We start from the raw sequence: 18,276 nt of genomic DNA, 5'->3' as shown, positions 1-18,276 counted from the left end.
CGGGACAGGGCGCGACGGCACAGACCTGGCGCTGACCGATCAGCGTCGGGCGATACAGAACCGAACCAGCAGCGCCGGTCCGGGCACGACGAAACCCGCGACGGGCGGGCCGCGAGGCACCGCGGGCCCGTACCGGCCCAGCGACGCGGCCACCAGCGCGGTCACCGCCAGGGTGGCCAGGAAGACCAGCGCGAACGGATCACCGGCGCGCATCGGCAGCACCGCCTGGGCCACGCAGTGCACCCCGTGGCTGACGCAGCGCGCGTGCATCGGGTCGGCCAGATACCCCTGGGCATGGTGCGCGCCGGCCTCGGACAGCGCGGCCGGCGCGAAGGCCGCATCGGGCTCGACCAGATGCGAGACCGAGTGGTCGTGACCGTGCTCGGCGCCGGAGCGATCGGTGAGCAGCGCGCAGTGCAGCATCGGCACCAGCAGGGCCACCACGGCCAGCATGGCGAGCATCAGGCCGGGTGCGGTGCGCACCGCGGGCCGTGTTGTCGTCGCGGGCACCGTCACCTCCCTGGTCGCCGTCGAAGTCGTCGCCGCCGCCTGCGTCGGCGGCCGGGCCGGGTTCCGCCGCCCCAATGTAGTCGCCCGCCGCCGGGCCACCGGACATCTGTGAGCTGCGCCACCGCCGTGCGGCGCGTCGCCGCTACCCGACCGGCCCGGAGCGGAATCGGCGTGGTGCGGCCGGGCCGGTGAGGAACGCGCGGATCGCCGGGGCGGTCGCGGCGGCGAGATCGTCGGCGGTGTGCAGCTCGGCGTCGATGCGCACCCGAGCCAGCTGCCCGCCGGCCACCGTCGCGGCGAGGTGTTCGGCCAGGGCGGTGGGGTGGCGGGGATCGGTGCCGGGGAACACCAGCACGGGCGCGGTCACCGCGGCCAGCTCGCCGACGGTGGCGAAGGAGCGATCGTGGGCGATCGCGGCGGCGGCGACGATACTCGCCGGATCCGATCGCGGGATCGCATCGCGCACCATCGCCCCCACCAGCGGCGGGAACTGATCGAGGATCGGCTCCCAGCCCGCCGCTATGCCGTGCTCGGCGACCCGCCGGGCGAAGGCGTCCAGGAACGCGATCTCGGCGGCCTTGGCCTCGTCGTCCTCGATGTCCTCGACCCCGATCGCCACCACGGCCGAGACCCGGTCGGGATGGGTGAGCGCGGTGCGCAGCGCGATCGTGGAGCCCAGCCCCGCCCCCGCCAGCACCGCCGACGACGCGCCGAGGGCATCGAGCAGCGCGACCACATCGGCGCTGTAGCGATCCCAGGTGTGCGCGGCCGGATCGCGGCAGGTCGACGCGCCGTACCCGCGTATGTCCGGGGTCACCACCCGCCCGAGATCGGCGAGGTGGCGCGCCAGCGGCAGCATGCTGTGGTGGTCGGGTCCCCCGGCGTGCAGCAACACCAGCAGCGGCGCGACCGGCGGGCCGTCCATGGCCCAGGCGTGCAGGGCGACGGAATCACCGCCGCTGTAGCTCAGCCCCCGCAGCGTCCCGCCGGTCGGCCGCTGCGCGCTCACGCGCTGACCTGGTAACCGATCGGCTCCACCACCTCCGCGATCGCGGCCGGGGTGATCGGATCCTGCGCGGTGACCACCACCGCGCCGGTGCCCGGATCGGCTTGCACCTCGCTGACGCCGGGCAACTCGCCGATCGCGGTGCGCACCTTGGACGCGCACCCGCCGCACGACATGCCCGAGACGGTGACAGTAGTTGTGGCCATCGGCTTCTCCTCAGCGGTGCCGTTCGCGTGACCAGCCGGTCACACCCCCTTCTTACCCTTACCCCCCTGGGGTATGCAAGGTGTCGGTCAGCAATCGGCGGTCAGCGCCTTGGCGTAGGCGGCGGCCTGGTAGGGGTAGTGATAGATCCATTCACCGGCCGACAGCCGCGCGCCGGCATCGACCATCAGCAGTTCCACTCCCGGGGGCAGGCACCGTTCGAGCAGGTGGCGAGCGCGCGCGAGGTGCGGGGTGAAGGTGACCACGATGACCCGGCGCCAGCCGCGGTCGCGCGCCAGGGCGGCCACCGCTCGCGCCTCGCCGAGGGTGGTGTCCGGCTCGGGGGCGAAGCAGTCCAGCCGGAACTCGAAATGGCTGTCGCACAGGCGGTTCAGGGTGAGGTCGTGGTCGGGCAGATCCTCGCCCAGGTGGGAGTTGGACAGCACCAGCTGACCGGCGTAGCCCTGCCGGGCCAGCGTCAGCCCGCGCTGCTCCCGTACCCGCGGGTGGGCTCCGCCCAGCACCACGATCGCGTCCGCGCTCCGCACCGCGTCGGTGCGCGGGTACACCAGCACCGGAACCAGCGCCAGCAATCCGGCCACGAGCGCGGCCACGAGCAACACCGTCACCCGCCGCCATCGCCGGGGCGACCCTCCCGATACAGCTCTCACGAGCCTCGGATTCCTTTCCGCATCACGCGTCGGGGCCGGAGCCGGACCGGCTCGGCCCCGGTGCGCCGGGCAGCGCGGCACGCGTCCGCGCAGCCCCGGCGACCATGGCGGCGCCGGCCGGTTCCCGTGCGGGAACCGGCCGATGCCCTGGAACACGGGGCAGGCTCAGCCCTGCAGCAACCCCTGCATCTGGCCGATCTCGGCCTGCTGGTCGTCGATGATCTTCTGCGCCAGCGCCTTGGCCTCGGGGTTGGAGCCCTCGGCCAGCTCGGTGCGCGCCATCTCGACCGCGCCCTGGTGGTGGGCGATCATGCCGGTCAGCCACAACCGGTCGAACTCCGCGCCCGATGCCGCCTCCATCGCGGCCATCTGCTCGGCGCTCATCATGCCCGGCATGGCGGCACCGCCCCCGCCGTGATCCATCCCGCCGTGCCCGCCCTGTTCGGTCGCGGCGGGCACCGATTCGCCCCACGCTCGCAGCCAGCCCGACATGGTCGCGATCTCGGGATCCTGCGCGGCCTGGATCCGTGCGGCCAGATCGACCACCGCCGGGTTGGTCGAGCGCGACGGCACGAGCGCGGCCATCTGCACCGCCTGGCGGTGATGCGGGATCATCTCCTGGGCGAAGGCCACGTCGGCCTCGTTGCGCGCCCCGGCCGGTGTGGCGGCCGACGACGACGGCGCCGACGCGCTCGCCGCCGTCGAAGCCGACATGTTGTGGCCGTCGTGGCCGCCGGAATCGCCGCTGTCGCTACAGCCGGCCAGTACCGCGATCGACACCACCGCGGCGGCGGCAGCACAAAGCACAGTCCTCGTAGTCATGGAACTACTCCTGAAGTCCTGAATGTGTGAAGGGTCGGTGAAGCAGCGCCGCGACCCGGGAGAACTCACCGGGTCCGGCGGGCGCCGATCACTGCCGCAGCACACACAGAACTGCCAAACGCCGCAGGACCGGCACCGGCGGTGGCCGGGCCCTGCGCCGATCCCCGCCCCACGCGGCGCGCGTGTGTTCCAGCGCCGCTGCGATAGGCACCTTCGACACGACCACCAGCAATGCCACGCCGACCACCGCGGCCAGGATCGCCAGGCACAGGTGCAGCGCGTCGTGGCCGCCGTGCTCCGCCGGCTCGGGTCCGGCGTTCACCTGCCCCGCGGTGTCATGGGCGCAGCAACCGGGGTCGGCGATGGGCGACCCGATCTCCGCTGGTGCTGTCCCGTGCTCGGTCACGGCAGGGGAGGTCGAGGTGAAGTGATGCCCGGAGCAGGCCGACGCGGCCAGGGCGGGAGCGTGGTGCATGCCCAGTACGGCCACCGCCAGGGTGGCCCAGAGCAACGAACGCACCAGCGTCCTCGCGCAGCCGGACAACACGCATCCAAACTAGCAGTCATCAGCACCGGAGCCGTTCGCCCTGCTGGAGCGCGGGAGCCTGAGGCACGAAGGTTCTGGTGGGCGGGAGCGGGGCCGGCCGCGGCGGCAAGCGGCGGGCCGCGACGAGGTTCGCCTGGCATGGGACCATGTCTGCCGGACCGCCGATTCATATTTTCCTGAATACAGAATTTTATGTATCGTCTTGCGCATGGAAACCGTGCTGCACGTCGACGCTCTCGCTCGCTTCGGGCATGCGCTCTCGGACACGACCCGCACCCGGGTCCTGCTGAGCCTGCGCGAGGGCCCGGGGTACCCGGCGGAGCTGGCCGAGCAGATCGGGGTCTCGCGCCAGATCCTGTCCAACCACCTGGCGTGTCTGCGCGGGTGCGGGCTGGTGGTGGCGGTGCCGGAGGGCCGGCGTTCGCGCTACGAGCTGGCGGATCCGAAGATCGGTCACGCCCTGGCCGATCTGCTCGGGCTGGTACTGGCGGTGGATCCGGCGTGCTGCCCGGACTCCGGACAGCAGGGGTGCTGCTGATGAGCGCGCCACTGGGCATGCCGGGCCTGCCCGCCGCCGTGTCTCTCGGCCCGTCGACGGAGCGCAAGGCGGTGCTGTCGCGCCGGATTCGCTGGTTCGTGGCGGCGACGATCACCTACAACGTGATCGAGGCGATCATCGCCATCAGCGAGGGTGCCCGGGTGTCCTCGACCGCGCTGATCGGATTCGGCCTGGACTCGGTGATCGAGGTGTCCTCCGCGGCCGCGGTCGCCTGGCAGTTCGCCGGCCGCGACCCCGAGGCACGGGAGAAGGTCGCGCTGCGGGTGATCGCCTTCTCCTTCTTCGCCCTCGCCGCCTACGTCACCGTCGACTCGATCCGGGCGCTGACCGGAGCTGCCGAAGCCGAGCACTCCACGATCGGTATCGCATTGGCCGCGGCGAGCCTGGTCATCATGCCGGTGCTCTCGGCCGCACAGCGCCGCACCGGGCGCGAGCTGGGCTCGGCCTCGGCGGTCGCCGACTCCAAGCAGACCCTGCTGTGCACCTACCTCTCGGCGGTGCTGCTGGTGGGGCTGGTCCTCAACAGCGCCTTCGGGTGGTCGTGGGCCGACCCGATAGCCGCGCTGGTCATCGCCGCGGTCGCGGTCAAGGAGGGCCGCGAAGCCTGGCGCGGGGACGGCTGCTGCGCACCCTCCTCACCGCGCGCCGGCGACACTGCGGCCGGTGGGCACGACTGCGACTGCTGCGACTGAACTGCTGAAACGATGCCTGATCTGTCAGACCTGGCGCGGTCCTCGCCCCTGGGCGCCCCGGGCAGCGGTTCAGTTCGGAATAGCGCTGGAGAGGGGCTTGCGGGCCAGGGCCCGCACGACCATGTTCCCGCGGCCGCTGCGCGCCACCTGCTCCAGCTCGAACCCGGCCTGCCGCAGCAGCGGCAGCGGATCGCGCGAGAGGTGATCGGCCGACAGGCGCACCGCCAGCGGCTCGGCTGCGCGCAGCAGCGCCGCACCGAACCGATTGTCGGGCAGGCCGTGCTCGGCGAGCACGAACGCCCCGCCCGGCCGCAGTACCCGCCACGCCTCGGCCACCGCGGCGGCCGGATCGGGAATCGAGCACAGCGCATAGGTCGAGACCACCGTGTCGGCGACCTCGTCGGGCAGCGCCAGTGCCTGCGCGTCGCCGTGGCGCAGTAGGAACCGATCCTGGTCGATCTCGGCGGAGTTCAGCCGGGCTCGGGCCCGGTCCAGCATCGCCGCGGAGATGTCGATCCCGGTCACCCGCGTCACGTCCGGGCCGTAGGCGGGCAGGTTCAGCCCGGTGCCGGTCCCGATCTCGACCACCTCACCCCGCGCCGCCGCCACCGCCCATCGCCGGGCATCGCCCAGCAGTAACCGCTCCGACCAGGTGATCTGACGGTCGTAGCCGTCGGCGAGGTGATCGAACACCCGCACCACCCGCGCGCTCTCCCCGCTGGGATCGGATGCTGATGTGTCCATTCCCGATTCGACCACCCGGATGCCTTCTCGCGCATCGGGGATCGCCCCGACCCGGTACCAGGGGGTGGGGGCGCCGATCCCGCTGAGCCGGGAATCGGTCTGTGCTTTTGGTCGCAAGGTGTTCGCGCCGGTGAGATCCGGGTGCACCAGCAGTAGGTGAACTCCACCGTGCTCGACCGGGCTGCGCGCGCCATCCCCCGGTAGCGGGCCCGTCGGGGCGGGACCGCACGGTTGCTACCGGTGCGTCGCCTGCTCGGTGGAAGCGGTGCCTGCTCGTGCAGGTGACTGCTCGAGAACCTGCGGCGCTTCGATCCCCGGATGGCTGGGCATCAGGTGGTGGGCATCGCGGAGTATGCGACTGATCGTCGAGCGGTTCTTGTGCAGCGCGCGACCTATTCGAGTCGGATTCCACCCGTCGAGGTGATGGTGTGCCAGTGCCTTCGCAACCACGGTGGGGTCGCGTCGGCGTGCGGGATCCCGTGCGCACAGCTGCGCGGCGACCGCTGCGATGGTGTCGGCGGAGAGCCGGGATGTGGTCGATGCGTGCGCACGGTGGGTGATCGGCTGAACTGTGTTCGCACCGCTGGTGCACGGTTCACCGCCGGGGGCGGCGGTTCGATCCGGCGCGTGCGCGAGCGTGAGGAGCGCGACGGTGGCCTGTGCCATGGACCCTTCGATGATCAGCGGCCACAGCCAGGCTTCGTGGGCCGGCACGCCTGCGGTGACCGCCAGCGAGCGCAGTGCGGTGAAGGACAGCCAGAACGCTCCGGCTGCGATAAGCGCAGTCATCGCGATCGCGACCACGTGGGTTGCGCCGAATTTCCCGTGCGCACGGGCGAGAACCGTGACTCCGTGCACGGCGGCGAGCAGTGCCAGTGGCGGGATGACGGCGACCGCGGCGGCGACGACCGGCAGGGCGGTGGTGTGCAGGAGGGCCTGGGTGGCGTTGCCGGTGATGCTCACCGCGGCTGCGGCGGTGAGCACCGTCCAGAAGAAGGCGTGCGCACGCGGTCTCGGTGTGGGCACGATGACGGGTTCGGTCACGGGGAGTCCTCGGTGCGGGGTCAACGTGCGGAAGGCTGGTAGTCGGGCGCGAGCGGGTGCGGTTCGCCGGTGAGCACGGCCAGGGCCGCGGCGACCTCGTGGAGGTCGGCTTTGACGTAGGTGGAGGTGGTGCCTCGTGATTTGGTGGCGTGTCCGGCATAGGCGCTGGCGACGGCGTAGCTGAATGTCCGCTCCACCCAGGTCAGGGTGGTGTGGCGCAGCCAGTGCACGGTCATGCCGTGGGCGGCGACCCAGGGCAGTTCGGCGCCGAGGCGGTTCCAGATGTAGTCGAAGCGGCGTGCGGTGATCGGGCGGCCGTTGCGGTAGCGCAGGAGCTGCTCGTTGCGAGGGCTGCGGCGTTGCCGAGCATGGTCGAGCAGGTGGCGCATGAGGGTGGGGGAGACCGGCTGCCAGCGGTCGATGCCGTCCTTCTCGCGCAGGTAGATCAGGCACTGGTCGGGGTCGAGGTCGTGCGGGCGAAGGGCGAGCGCTCCGCCTCGGCGGCAGGCGGTTTCGATGTGCAGGCGCAGCAGCAGGGAGTCGAGTTCGGGGTCGTTGCCGGTGACGGCGGCGACCTGGCAGATCTCGGTCAATTGACCCGACGGGATGGCGTAGCGCTTCGACGGTCGCCGCGCCGGCATCTTCAGGTGCCGCGCGGGGTTGTCGGCCGGGCGGATCCAGCCGTTGTCCTCGGCGAGGCGGTAGAGGCAGCGGACCGCGCTGACGAAGTGCTCGGCGGCGCTGGTGCCGCCGCGGGAGGCGCGGTTGACCCGCGCACCGGCCTGGATAGTGCGGGCCCGCTCCTCGAACTCGGCCTTCGACGGCTCGTCCAGGCGCCGGTCGGGCCATTCGGTGACAAGCCGGGTCAGTGCGGTGTTGTAGGTCCGCAGCGTGCCTTCCGAGAGCCGGGCGCGGACCAGCGGCACTGCCTCGGCGAAGGTCGGCACGGGTGCTGCTTCGGTGACCAGGTCGGCCGGGGCGATGCCCATCTGCGACAACAGCACTCGCGCGGCGGCTACGGCTTCGGCACTCGGCGCGGTGGTGGTCACGAGGTCGCCTCCGCGAGAGTGGCGAGCGGGTCGGACAGAAAGCCGCCCAGCGTGGCGGGCGGCAGGATCAGCACGCGCCGGTGGGCTCGGTGCGCCAGGAGCAGGACGCGGTCGCCGGCGAACAGGTGCACCCGCCGCCGCTGGCGGTAGCCAATACGGAAGTAGCCGTCGCGCACCGTGGCGACACCGGCTTCGGGTGTGGCTTCGACGAGAAGCGAACCGTCGTTCCGGCAGGAAACGTCGAGAGCTGTCCCGGACTCCCAGCCCAGCGCGGCGAGGATCGTCCGGTCGGCGATGCGGCCGGAGTCTCCGACCACGCAGATGGCGAAGAGCACGTCCCGGTCGGCCATTCGCAGAACGGGAGCGGGCACCAGCGGCTGGGGCAGCAACCGGCCGAGCGGCGTCGAGGGCGGGACGACAGGCGTGATCATCGACGATCACCCCGCCCAGCAAACCCCGGATCCGTCACCGGTGACACCGAAAACGATCCGAGTAGAGCAGAAGTGCGCAGGTCAGCGCAGGAAAACATGAGTTGGCCTCCGTGTGTTCGAGTGCACTCGAACACCCCGCACGCATAAGCGTCACCAGAGACGGAGATCTGTGCGCGAGAGGGGACTTGAACCCCTACGTCCTAAGACACCAGAACCTAAATCTGGCGCGTCTGCCAATTCCGCCACTCGCGCGTGCTGGTACGGCCGTCCAAACTCTACCGGCCCGACCCCGCTGAGCGAAGCATCCTGCGGAGTGTCTCTACTCACGAGTAACCCGACCTGGGATTATAACGATGCGGTAACGGCCAATATGAGGGGCACTCATGTTTCAACGCGGTGTCCATCGACCTCACCAGCGCGATCGAACGTGAGGGAGGATCATGTTTCGCACCGTTCTGGTACATGAGTGCAAGAAAACTCGAGAGTAGCCGCCGCGCCGGAAGAGGAACGTGAGGTTTTCCTCATGATTCTCTGGCATCCTCGGCTCTACCAGGCCCTGGACAGGGGAGACCCCTGCGCACCGGAGCGGAGCGTCCCCCCGGGCTACGTCGCGAGAGTAGGAAGTCGAGCGTCTTGACGATCAACGAGAACACTGAGACCGGGACCGAAACGCGCCGTACGGCGGGACGGTCCCCCGAGGTGGAGGCGTCCCGGTCGCCCTTGCTGGATCGTCTGCTGAACGGCACCGCTTATGCGCTGGCGTTCGGCGGGCAGGGCGCCAAATGGCTGGGCGAGCTGGAGGAGATCGAGCGGGACAGCGCGCTGGAGCCGGAGCTCACCGCCCTGGTGAACGAGGCCGCCGCGCTGCTGGAGCCGGTCGCGAACCAGCTGCTCGTCGTGCGGCCGGTCGGGTTCGACCCGATCGGCTGGATCCTGGAGAACGAACTCGCCGAAGGGGACGACGACGCCGAGAGCTCGGCCGCGCCGTCGGAGCGCGTGCTGCGCTCCGCCGCGGTCTCGATGCCCGGCGTGCTGCTCACCCAGCTCGCGGCGCTGCGCGCGCTCAAGCTGCAGGGGCTCGATGTCGTCGAGCACCCGCCGGTGCGGATGATCGGGCACTCGCAGGGTGTGCTGGCCGCTGCCGCGCTGCGCGACGGGGGTCGGCGCGATGCCGAGCTGCTCGCGTTCGGGCAGATGATCGGTGCGGCCGCCAGCCTGGTCGGGCGGCGGCGCGGGCTGATGCCGGTCGGCGAGCAGTCGCCGATGGTGGCCGTCTCCAATGTCGATCCGGAGCAGCTGCGGGCGGTCGTCGCCGAGGTGTCCGATGGCGTCGATCCCGCTGTCGCGGCGGTGGTCTCGATCCGCAACGGGCGTCGGCGCGCGGTGCTCTCCGGCACCCCGGCGCAGATCGCGCGGGTTCGGCAGCGCTGCACCGAGATCCACGACGCGCAGAGCGCCGAGCGGGATGCCAAGGCGCGCGGCGGCTCGGTCTTCGCGCCGGTCTTCGAGGACCTCGCGGTGGACGTCGCCTTCCACCACCCGGCGCTGACCGACACGGTCGAGCTGGTGGCAGGCTGGGCGCGGCAGTGCGGGCTGGACGCCGAGCTGGCGGGGGCGCTGGCGCAGGAGATCCTGGTCGACCCGATCGACTGGGTCGGCACGGTGGACGAGGTCGTCGCGGCGGGCGCCGAGTGGATCCTCGACCTGGGCCCGGGCGACCTGCTCTCCCGGCTGACCGCGGGCTCGCTCAAGGGGACCGGGGTCGGTGTCGTCGCCGCCGCGACCCGCGAGGGGCAGCGCAGCCTGCTGACCCCGGGCGCTGCGCCGCAGGTGCCCGCGCCGTGGTCGGCGTTCGCGCCGAAGCCGGTGCGGCTGCCGAACGGCCGGATCGTGGTCGAGACCTCCTTCACCCGGCTCACCGGGCGCTCGCCGATCCTGCTCGCGGGCATGACCCCGACCACCGTGGACGCCAAGATCGTCGCCGCGGCGGCGAACGCGGGCCACTGGGCCGAGCTGGCCGGTGGCGGCCAGGTGACCGAGCAGATCTTCGCCGACCGCGTCGCGGAGCTGCAGACGCTGCTGCAGCCGGGCCGCGCGGTGCAGTTCAACTCGCTCTTCCTCGACCCCTACCTGTGGAAGCTGCAGCTGGGCGGGAAGCGGCTGGTGCAGAAGGCCCGCGCCGCGGGCGCGCCGATCGACGGCGTCATCGTCACCGCGGGCATCCCCGAGCTCGACGAGGCCGTCGCGCTGATCGAGGAGCTCACCGAGGCCGGGATCCACCACGTCGCCTTCAAGCCGGGCACCGTGGCGCAGATCCGCGCGGTGCTGCGGATCGCCGACCAGGTCCCCGGCTACCCGGTGATCGTGCACATCGAGGGCGGCCGCGCGGGCGGGCACCACTCCTGGGAGGACCTGGACGACCTGCTGCTCGCCACCTACGCCGAGCTGCGCACCCGCGACAACGTCGTGGTCTGCGTCGGCGGCGGCATCGGCACGCCGGAGCGCGCCACCGAGTACCTGACCGGCGCCTGGGCCACCGGGTACGGCTACCCGGCCATGCCGCTGGACGGCGTGCTGGTCGGCACCGCGGCGATGGCCACGCTGGAGGCGACCACCGCCCCCGAGGTCAAGCAGCTGCTGGTCGACACCCCCGGCACGCCGGACTGGGTCGGCGCGGGCACCGCGATCAACGGAATGGCCTCGGGCCGTTCGCAGCTCGGCGCCGACATCCACGAGATCGACAATGCCGCCTCGCGCACCGGCCGCCTGCTGGACGAGGTCGCCGGTGACGCCGACGCCGTCGCCGCGCGCCGGGACGAGATCATCGCCGCGCTGAACGCGACCGCCAAGCCGTACTTCGGCGACGTCGCCACCATGACCTACCTGGAGTGGCTGGAGCGCTACGTCGAGCTGGCCGTCGGGCTGGACCGGCGCCGCGACTTCGACTGCGGCTCCGACCTGGGCGACGCCATCCGCGAGGCCACCCGCTCGCAGTGGCTCGACATCACCTGGCGGGACCGCTTCGCCGAGATGGCGCGGCGCGCCGAGGCGCGGCTGCACCCGGCCGACCGCGGTGACATCCCCACGCTCTTCGGCTCGGACCAGGACTTCGAGGACCCGGTCGGTGCCATCTGCACGCTGAAGGAGCACTACCCGGCCGCCGCGGAGACGCTGCTGCACCCGGCCGACGTGCCGTTCTTCGTCTCGCTCTGCAAGATGCCGGGCAAGCCGGTGAACTTCGTGCCCGTGGTCGACGGCGACGTCCGGCGCTGGTGGCGCTCGGATTCGCTGTGGCAGGCGCACGATGCCCGCTACTCGGCCGACCAGGTCTGCATCATCCCGGGCACCGTCGCCGTCGCGGGCATCACCCGGGTCGACGAGCCGGTCGGCGAGCTGCTCGACCGCTTCGAGCAGGACACCGCCTACTCGCTGGTCCGCGCGGGCGTCGTGCCCGCCGCGGTGGACGCGCGCCGCGTCGCGGGCGTCACCGCGGGGCCGATCGACGCCGTGCTGGCCGCGCCGGACGTGCGCTGGTCCGGGCGGACCACGGTGAACCCGGTGCACCGCCTCGGTGACCTGGACGCCTGGGTCGTCGACGGCAAGGGCGCCGTGCACCCGGTCACCGGTGCCACGCTCACCGAGACCACCGGCCCCGACACCGAGGACAGCTACGTCGAGCTGACCGTTCCGCTGCTCGGCCGGGACGCCGTCACCATCCGGATCACGGTCCCGGTCTCCGTCTACAACGGCGGCGCCCCGGTCATCACCGAGGCCGACGCCGAGACCGCCATGAGCGCGCTGCTCGCGGTGGCCGCCGGGCAGTCGCTGCCCGAGGTCAAGGGCTCGGTCGCGCACGTCAACGTGGCCTGGACGCCGGACCTCGGCGCCGACCACGCCGGGGTCACCGGCGGCGGGCTGCCGGACACGCTGAGCACGCTCGGCCGGGTCGTCCCGGACGTGCTGGTCGGCGCCTGCTGGCCCGCGGTCTTCGCGGTGCTCGGCGCGGCCCGCACCGCCGACGGCGGCAGCGTCATCGAGGGCATGCTCGACCTGGTGCACCTCGACCACCAGGTGCACCTGGTCTCCGAGCTCCCGGACGCCACCAGCGTGCTCACCGTGCGCGCCGAGGCGGGCGAGACGCTCGACACCGACCTGGGCCGCGTCGTCGAGGTCAAGGTGCGGATCACCGGCATGCTCGACCGGCCGGAGACCGGGCTCTCCATGCCCACCCTCGCCACGCTCACCGAGCGCTTCGCCATCCGCGGCCGCACCGGCTCCGGCGAGCTGACCGACCCGCCGCGCGCCGGTGGCTCGGTCTCCGCCGACGCCCGCGAGACCGCGCGGCGCAGGCGCCGGGACGTCACCGTGCGCGCGCCGCGGGCCATGCACGCCTTCGCCGCCGTCTCCGGCGACCACAACCCCATCCACACCAGCGATTCCGCCGCCAAGCTGGCCGGGCTGGGCAGCCCGATCGTGCACGGCATGTGGCTCTCGGCCGCGGCCCAGCACGTGGTGGCCGCGCTCGACCCGGCGAGCGGGCTCCCCGCGCGCAGGCTGACCGCTTGGACCACCCGGTTCCTCGGCATGGTCCGGCCCGGCGCGGAGATCGACGTCCGGGTGGAGCGGGTCGCGATCGACGCCGGCGACGAGATCGTCGAGGTCTCCTGCCGCGCCGACGGCGACCTGGTGATGGCCGCGACCGGCCGCACCGCCGCGCCGAAGACCGTCTACGCCCTCCCGGGCCAGGGCATCCAGCGCAAGGGGATGGGGCTGGAGGCGCGCACGCGCTCCAAGGCCGCCAAGGAGATCTGGGACCGCGCCGACAAGCACACCCGCAAGGCGCTCGGCTTCTCCATCCTCGCCGTTGTCCGCGACAACCCGACCTACCTCAAGGCGCGCGGCGTCGAGCACCGGCACCCGGACGGCGTGCTGCACCTGACCCAGTTCACCCAGGTCGCCATGGCCGTCGTGGGCGTGGTGCAGGTGGCCGAGCTGCGCGAGGCCGGTGCCTTCGTCGAGGGCGCCGTGCTGGCCGGGCACTCGGTCGGCGAGTACAACGCGCTCTGCGCGGTCGCCGGGGTGCTCCCGCTGGAGGCCACGCTCGAGGTGGTGTTCCAGCGCGGCTCCGCCATGCACCAGCTGGTTCCGCGCGATGCGCAGGGCCGCAGCGACTACCGGATGGCCGCCATCCGCCCCTCGCAGATCGACCTGCCGGACGAGGAGGTCATCGGCTTCGTCGCCGGGATCGCCGAGCAGACCGGCGAGTTCCTCGAGGTCGTCAACCTCAACCTGCGCGGCTCGCAGTACGCCATCGCGGGCACGCTGGCCGGGCTGGAGGCGCTGGAGACCGAGATCGACCGGCGCCGCGAGATCACCGGCGGCAAGCGGGCGTTCATCCTGGTGCCCGGCATCGACGTTCCTTTCCATTCGACGGTACTGCGCAAGGGCGTTCCGGAGTTCAGGCAGAAGCTGGAGCAGCTGCTCCCGGCCGACCTGCACCCGGAGATCCTGGTCGGGCGGTACATCCCGAACCTGGTGCCGCGGCCGTTCTCGCTGGAGCGCTCGTTCGTCCAGGAGATCGCCGACCTGGTGCCCTCCGAGCCGCTGGCCGAGGTGCTCAGCGACTTCGACGGCTGGGCCGCGCGCCCGATCGAGCTCTGCCGCGTGGTCCTGGTCGAGCTGCTGGCCTGGCAGTTCGCCAGCCCGGTGCGCTGGATCGAGACCCAGGACGTGCTCTTCACCGACGCCGCGCACGGCGGCCTCGGGGTCGAGCGGTTCGTGGAGATCGGGCTGGCCGCCACCCCGACGGTGGCGAACCTGGCCAGCCAGACGCTCAAGCTCCCGGCCTTCGGCAACACCGCGGTCGAGGTGCTGAACATCGAGCGCGAGGCCGGCGTGGTCTTCGGCACCGACACCGACCCGGCCCCGGCCGACGAGCCGGTGGAAGAGACCACCACGGCTTCCGAGGCGCCCGCCGCCGCGGCTCCGGCTCCGGCCGCCGCCCCGGTGGCGGCCTCCGGCGGCCCGCGCCCGGACGACATCGCCTTCACCGCCGCCGACGCCACCAAGGTGCTCATCGCGCTCTGGACCAAGCTGCGGCTGGACCAGATCGGCCCGGTCGACACCATCGAGGGGCTCTGCGACGGCGTCTCCTCGCGCCGCAACCAGCTCCTGGTCGACCTCGGCTCCGAGCTCTCGCTCGGCGCCATCGATGGCGCCGCCGACGCCGACATGGGCGCGCTCTCGGCCACCGTCGAGCGGCTGGCGCGCACCTACAAGCCGTTCGGCACGGTGCTCTCCGACGCCATCAACGACCACCTGCGCAAGGTCTTCGGCCCGTCCGGCAAGCGCCCGGCCGCGGTCGCCGACCGGGTGGCCAAGGTCTGGGAGCTGGGCGACGGCTGGGCCAGCCACGTCACCGCCGAGCTCTCGCTCGGCACCCGCGAGGGTGCCAGCGTGCGCGGCGGCGACCTGGGCGGGCTGGTCTCCGGCGCGCTCGGCGACGGCGCCTCGGTGGACGCCGCGATCGACGCCGCCGTGCAGGCGGTCGCAGGCAGGCGCGGCGTCGCGGTCTCGCTGCCCAGCGCGGGCGGCGGGGGCGGCGCGACCGTCGACGCGGCCGCGCTCGGCGAGTTCACCGAGCAGATCACCGGCAGGGACGGCGTGCTCGCCAGCGCCGCCCGCGTGGTGCTGGAGCAGCTCGGCCTGGCCGAGCAGGTGAGCGCCGCGGTCGCCACCCCGGACACCCTGGTCGACCTGGTCGCCGCCGAGCTCGGCTCGGACTGGCCGCGGCTCGTCGCCCCGGCCTTCGACAGCCGCAAGGCCGTGCTGCTCGACGACCGCTGGGCCAGCGCCCGCGAGGACCTGGCCCGGCTCTGGCTCGGCGCCGACGCCGATGCCGCCGAGCTGCCGGTCAACGGTTACCTGGGCGCGGGCGAAGCCGTTGCCACGCAGGCGAACTGGTGGCGGGACAAGGCGAAGCACGAGGCCCGCTCTGTGCTCGCGGGCGCCTACGAGCGGATCGCCGCGGCGGCGCTGACCGCCGAGGAGCCGGGCGAGTGGTCCGCCGACGTCGCGGTGATCACCGGCGCCAGCAAGGGCTCGATCGCCGCCGCCGTCACCGGCAGGCTGCTCGCGGGCGGCGCGACCGTCGTGGTCACCACCTCGCGGCTGGACGACACCAGGCTCGGCTTCTACAAGCAGCTCTACCGGGAGCACGCGCGCAGCGGCGCCGCGCTCTGGGTGGTGCCCGCGAACATGGCCTCCTACACCGACATCGACGCGGTCATCGACTGGGTCGGCGCCGAGCAGGTCGACTCGGCGGGCGGCGCCAAGGTCAAGATCAAGGACGCCATGACCCCGACCCTGCTGCTGCCCTTTGCGGCGCCGCGGGTCGCCGGTGACCTCGCCGACGCGGGCTCCCGCGCGGAGATGGAGATGCGGGTCCTGCTCTGGTCGGTCGAGCGGCTGATCGCGGGGCTCTCCGCGCTCAACGCCGACCACGACGTGGACGCCAAGCTGCACGTGGTGCTGCCCGGTTCGCCGAACCGCGGCCTCTTCGGCGGCGACGGCGCCTACGGTGAGTCCAAGGCGGCGCTGGACGCGGTCGTCACCCGCTGGCGGGCGGAGAAGTCCTGGTCGCAGCGGGTCACCCTGGTGCACGCGCTGATCGGCTGGGTGCGCGGCACCGGGCTCATGGGGCAGAACGACCCCATGGTCTCCGCGGTCGAGGCGGCCGGGGTGCAGACCTGGTCCACCACCGAGATGGCCGACGAGCTGCTCAAGTGGTGCACCTCGCAGGCGCGGGCGATCACCGTCACCGCCCCGCAGCAGATCGACCTCACCGGCGGCCTGGCCGGCGTCGAGCTCGACCTGCCCGCGCTCGCCAAGCAGGCGGCCGACGAGGCCGCGGCGGCCGAGGTGGAGGCCGAGACCGTCCCGACGGTCGCGGCGCTGCCCGCCCCGCCCACCCGCAGCTCCGCGCTGCCGGTGCCGGAGTGGAGCGAGGTCGCCGCCGACCTCACCGACATGGTGGTCATCGTCGGCGCGGGCGAGCTGGGCCCGTACGGCTCGGCGCGCACCCGCTTCGAGATGGAGGTCTCCGACGAGCTCTCCGCCGCGGGCGTGCTCGAACTCGCCTGGACCACCGGGCTGGTGACCTGGGAGAACGATCCCAAGCCGGGCTGGTACGACGTCGCCTCCGGTGACTTCGTGCCGGAGCACGAGGTGGCCGAGCGCTACCACGACACCGTGGTCGAGCGCTGCGGCGTGCGCCGGTACGCCGACGACGCCGCCATGGTCGACAACAGCGCGCCGCTGATGACCTCGGTCTTCCTGGACAAGGACCTGACCTTCACGGTCGGCTCCGAGGCCGAGGCCCGCGCCTTCGAGTCGGCCGCGCCGGAGCACACCGTCGTGCTCCCGGCGGGCGACGGCGGCGACTGGCAGGTGACCCGCAAGGCGGGCACCGAGATCCGGGTGCCGCGCAAGGCCAAGCTCTCCCGCACCGTCGGCGGCCAGATCCCGACCGGCTGGGACCCGACCGTCTGGGGCATCTCGGCGGACATGGCGTCCTCGATCGACCGGGTCGCGCTGTGGAACATCGCCTGCACCGTCGACGCCTTCGTCAGCTCCGGGTTCGACCCGGCCGAGCTGATGAGCTGGGTGCACCCGAGCCTGGTCGCCAACACCCAGGGCACCGGCATGGGCGGCATGTCCTCGATGCGCTCGCTCTACGTCGACAACCTGCTCGGCGAGCCGCGGCCGAACGACATCCTGCAGGAGGCGCTGCCGAACGTCGCGCTGGCGCACGTGGTGCAGTCCTACGTGGGCAGCTACGGCGCGATGGTGCACCCGGTGGCGGCCTGCGCCACCGCCGCGGTCTCCGTCGAGGAGGGCGTCGACAAGATCAAGCTCGGCAAGGCCGAGGTGGTCGTCGCCGGTGGCTACGACGACCTCGGCATCGAGGGCATCGTCGGCTTCGGCGACATGTCCGCGACCGCCGACTCCGCGGTGATGGCGGGCAAGGGCATCGCCGACCGGTACTTCTCCCGCGCCAACGACCGCCGCCGCGGCGGGTTCGTGGAGTCGCAGGGCGGCGGCACCGTGCTGCTGGCCCGCGGCGACGTGGCGCTGGAGATGGGGCTCCCGGTCCTCGGCGTGGTGGCCTTCGCGCAGTCCTTCGCGGACGGCGTGCACACCTCCATCCCGGCGCCAGGGCTCGGCGCGCTGGGCGCGGGCCGGGGCGGGCGCGAGTCCAAGCTCGCCGCCGAGCTGCGCAAGCTCGGCGTCACCCCGGACGAGGTCGCGGTGGTCTCCAAGCACGACACCTCGACCGCGGCCAACGACCCGAACGAGTCGGAGCTGCACGAGCGGCTCGCGGCGGCGATCGGCCGCTCCGACGGCGCCCCGCTCTTCGTGGTCTCGCAGAAGTCGCTGACCGGGCACGCCAAGGGCGGCGCCGCCGCCTTCCAGCTGATCGGGCTCTGCCAGGTGCTGGAGCAGGGCGTCGTGCCGCCGAACCGCAGCCTGGACTGCGTCGACGACAAGATGCGCGAGTACCCGCACCTGGTCTGGGTGCGCGAGGCGCTGCGGTTCGGCGAGCGGTTCCCGCTCAAGGCCGGGCTGGTGACGTCGCTCGGGTTCGGGCACGTCTCCGGGCTGCTCGCGGTGGTGCACCCGCAGGCGTTCGTGGCGGCGGTGCCGGCCGATCGCAGGAACGAGTACCTGCACCGTGCCGAGCAGCGCAGGCTCAACGGCAGGCAGCGCTTCGCCGAGGCGATGTGCGGCGGCTCCGACCTCTACGAGCGACCGGCTGACCGGCGGCTCGGCGCGGACGGCACCCCCGCATCGCGAATCCGTCAGTTCGAGGCCGACATGCTGCTCTCCGGGGCCGCCCGCCTCGGTGCCGACGGCACCTACCGTGCCGACGGCAGGGGTTGCGAGACGGGCCGGTTCGCCCCGGCGTCCGAGACCGAGGGGTCATAGGCTCCGGTTC

The 18,276-nt window shown here is 72.6% G+C and carries 14 protein-coding genes and 1 tRNA gene; 4 read left to right on the top strand and 11 right to left on the bottom strand.

Annotated features, from left to right (window positions below):
* Window positions 1-39 precede the first annotated feature (39 nt).
* The gene (locus ACFUUZ_RS04620) at window positions 40-462 is read right to left on the bottom strand and encodes a hypothetical protein (protein WP_378692511.1); all 423 of its coding nucleotides are present in this window, start codon (window positions 460-462) and stop codon (window positions 40-42) included.
* Between ACFUUZ_RS04620 and ACFUUZ_RS04615 the strand changes: the two genes are divergently transcribed.
* Window positions 452-622 carry a hypothetical protein gene (locus ACFUUZ_RS04615; protein WP_378692509.1) on the top strand — a complete coding sequence of 57 codons (171 nt, stop codon included), beginning with the start codon at window positions 452-454 and terminating at the stop codon, window positions 620-622. The genes ACFUUZ_RS04620 and ACFUUZ_RS04615 overlap by 11 nt on opposite strands.
* A 30-nt stretch (window positions 623-652) precedes the next feature.
* On the opposite strand, the gene ACFUUZ_RS04610 is transcribed toward ACFUUZ_RS04615, so the two are convergent.
* From ACFUUZ_RS04610 to ACFUUZ_RS04590, 5 genes are all read right to left on the bottom strand, one after another.
* Entirely contained in the window at window positions 653-1,519 is an 867-nt protein-coding gene (locus tag ACFUUZ_RS04610; protein WP_378692507.1) for an alpha/beta fold hydrolase, read from the bottom strand.
* Window positions 1,516-1,722 (bottom strand): heavy-metal-associated domain-containing protein, encoded by a 207-nt coding sequence (locus ACFUUZ_RS04605; protein ID WP_378692505.1) that lies wholly within the window; start codon window positions 1,720-1,722, stop codon window positions 1,516-1,518. The genes ACFUUZ_RS04610 and ACFUUZ_RS04605 overlap by 4 nt, the downstream gene beginning before the upstream one ends.
* An 87-nt stretch (window positions 1,723-1,809) precedes the next feature.
* A complete protein-coding gene (locus ACFUUZ_RS04600) occupies window positions 1,810-2,334 on the bottom strand; it encodes a YdcF family protein (RefSeq protein WP_378692503.1) in 525 nt (174 codons plus the stop codon).
* 222 nt (window positions 2,335-2,556) lie between these two features.
* Entirely contained in the window at window positions 2,557-3,213 is a 657-nt protein-coding gene (locus ACFUUZ_RS04595) for a DUF305 domain-containing protein (RefSeq protein ID WP_378692501.1), read from the bottom strand.
* A gap of 88 nt (window positions 3,214-3,301) precedes the next feature.
* Window positions 3,302-3,733 (bottom strand): hypothetical protein, encoded by a 432-nt coding sequence (locus ACFUUZ_RS04590; RefSeq protein ID WP_378692499.1) that lies wholly within the window; start codon window positions 3,731-3,733, stop codon window positions 3,302-3,304.
* 235 nt (window positions 3,734-3,968) lie between these two features.
* Between ACFUUZ_RS04590 and ACFUUZ_RS04585 the strand changes: the two genes are divergently transcribed.
* On the top strand, window positions 3,969-4,298 hold the full coding sequence (locus ACFUUZ_RS04585; RefSeq protein WP_378692498.1) for an ArsR/SmtB family transcription factor: 330 nt from the start codon (window positions 3,969-3,971) through the stop codon (window positions 4,296-4,298).
* Window positions 4,298-5,011 carry a cation transporter gene (locus ACFUUZ_RS04580; RefSeq protein ID WP_378692496.1) on the top strand — a complete coding sequence of 238 codons (714 nt, stop codon included), beginning with the start codon at window positions 4,298-4,300 and terminating at the stop codon, window positions 5,009-5,011. The genes ACFUUZ_RS04585 and ACFUUZ_RS04580 overlap by 1 nt, the downstream gene beginning before the upstream one ends.
* A 69-nt stretch (window positions 5,012-5,080) precedes the next feature.
* Here the strand turns inward: ACFUUZ_RS04580 and ACFUUZ_RS04575 are convergent, their stop codons facing one another.
* The 5 genes from ACFUUZ_RS04575 to ACFUUZ_RS04555 form a co-directional block, all read right to left on the bottom strand.
* The gene (locus ACFUUZ_RS04575; RefSeq protein ID WP_378692494.1) at window positions 5,081-5,902 is read right to left on the bottom strand and encodes a class I SAM-dependent methyltransferase; all 822 of its coding nucleotides are present in this window, start codon (window positions 5,900-5,902) and stop codon (window positions 5,081-5,083) included.
* A gap of 87 nt (window positions 5,903-5,989) precedes the next feature.
* Entirely contained in the window at window positions 5,990-6,799 is an 810-nt protein-coding gene (locus tag ACFUUZ_RS04570) for a DUF2637 domain-containing protein (RefSeq protein ID WP_378692492.1), read from the bottom strand.
* A gap of 20 nt (window positions 6,800-6,819) precedes the next feature.
* Window positions 6,820-7,848, bottom strand: a complete 1,029-nt coding sequence (locus ACFUUZ_RS04565) for a tyrosine-type recombinase/integrase (protein WP_378692491.1) — start codon at window positions 7,846-7,848, stop codon at window positions 6,820-6,822.
* Window positions 7,845-8,279, bottom strand: a complete 435-nt coding sequence (locus tag ACFUUZ_RS04560; RefSeq protein WP_378692489.1) for a hypothetical protein — start codon at window positions 8,277-8,279, stop codon at window positions 7,845-7,847. Before ACFUUZ_RS04560 ends, ACFUUZ_RS04565 begins: the two co-directional genes overlap by 4 nt.
* Before the next feature lie 170 nt (window positions 8,280-8,449).
* Window positions 8,450-8,531: transfer RNA gene (locus ACFUUZ_RS04555), tRNA-Leu, on the bottom strand.
* 381 nt (window positions 8,532-8,912) lie between these two features.
* Between ACFUUZ_RS04555 and ACFUUZ_RS04550 the strand changes: the two genes are divergently transcribed.
* Entirely contained in the window at window positions 8,913-18,266 is a 9,354-nt protein-coding gene (locus ACFUUZ_RS04550) for a fatty acid synthase subunit beta domain-containing protein (protein ID WP_378692487.1), read from the top strand.
* The last annotated feature ends 10 nt before the right edge of the window (window positions 18,267-18,276 follow it).

This window comes from Nocardia sp. NPDC057353, from assembly GCF_042667085.1.
Lineage (GTDB): Bacteria > Actinomycetota > Actinomycetes > Mycobacteriales > Mycobacteriaceae > Nocardia.
Note: the sequence above shows the minus strand (reverse complement) of the source record. Positions and strands in the feature narration are given on the sequence as shown.

Excerpts from the sequence above, each read along its gene's own strand:
- ACFUUZ_RS04605 (WP_378692505.1), bottom strand. The coding sequence starts at position 1,722 with ATGGCCACAACTACTGTCACCGTCTCGGGCATGTCGTGCGGCGGGTGC.
- ACFUUZ_RS04585 (WP_378692498.1), top strand. The coding sequence starts at position 3,969 with ATGGAAACCGTGCTGCACGTCGACGCTCTCGCTCGCTTCGGGCATGCG.
- ACFUUZ_RS04620 (WP_378692511.1), bottom strand. The coding sequence starts at position 462 with ATGCTCGCCATGCTGGCCGTGGTGGCCCTGCTGGTGCCGATGCTGCAC.
- ACFUUZ_RS04595 (WP_378692501.1), bottom strand. The coding sequence starts at position 3,213 with ATGACTACGAGGACTGTGCTTTGTGCTGCCGCCGCCGCGGTGGTGTCG.
- ACFUUZ_RS04560 (WP_378692489.1), bottom strand. The coding sequence starts at position 8,279 with ATGATCACGCCTGTCGTCCCGCCCTCGACGCCGCTCGGCCGGTTGCTG.
- ACFUUZ_RS04580 (WP_378692496.1), top strand. The coding sequence starts at position 4,298 with ATGAGCGCGCCACTGGGCATGCCGGGCCTGCCCGCCGCCGTGTCTCTC.
- ACFUUZ_RS04615 (WP_378692509.1), top strand. The coding sequence starts at position 452 with ATGGCGAGCATCAGGCCGGGTGCGGTGCGCACCGCGGGCCGTGTTGTC.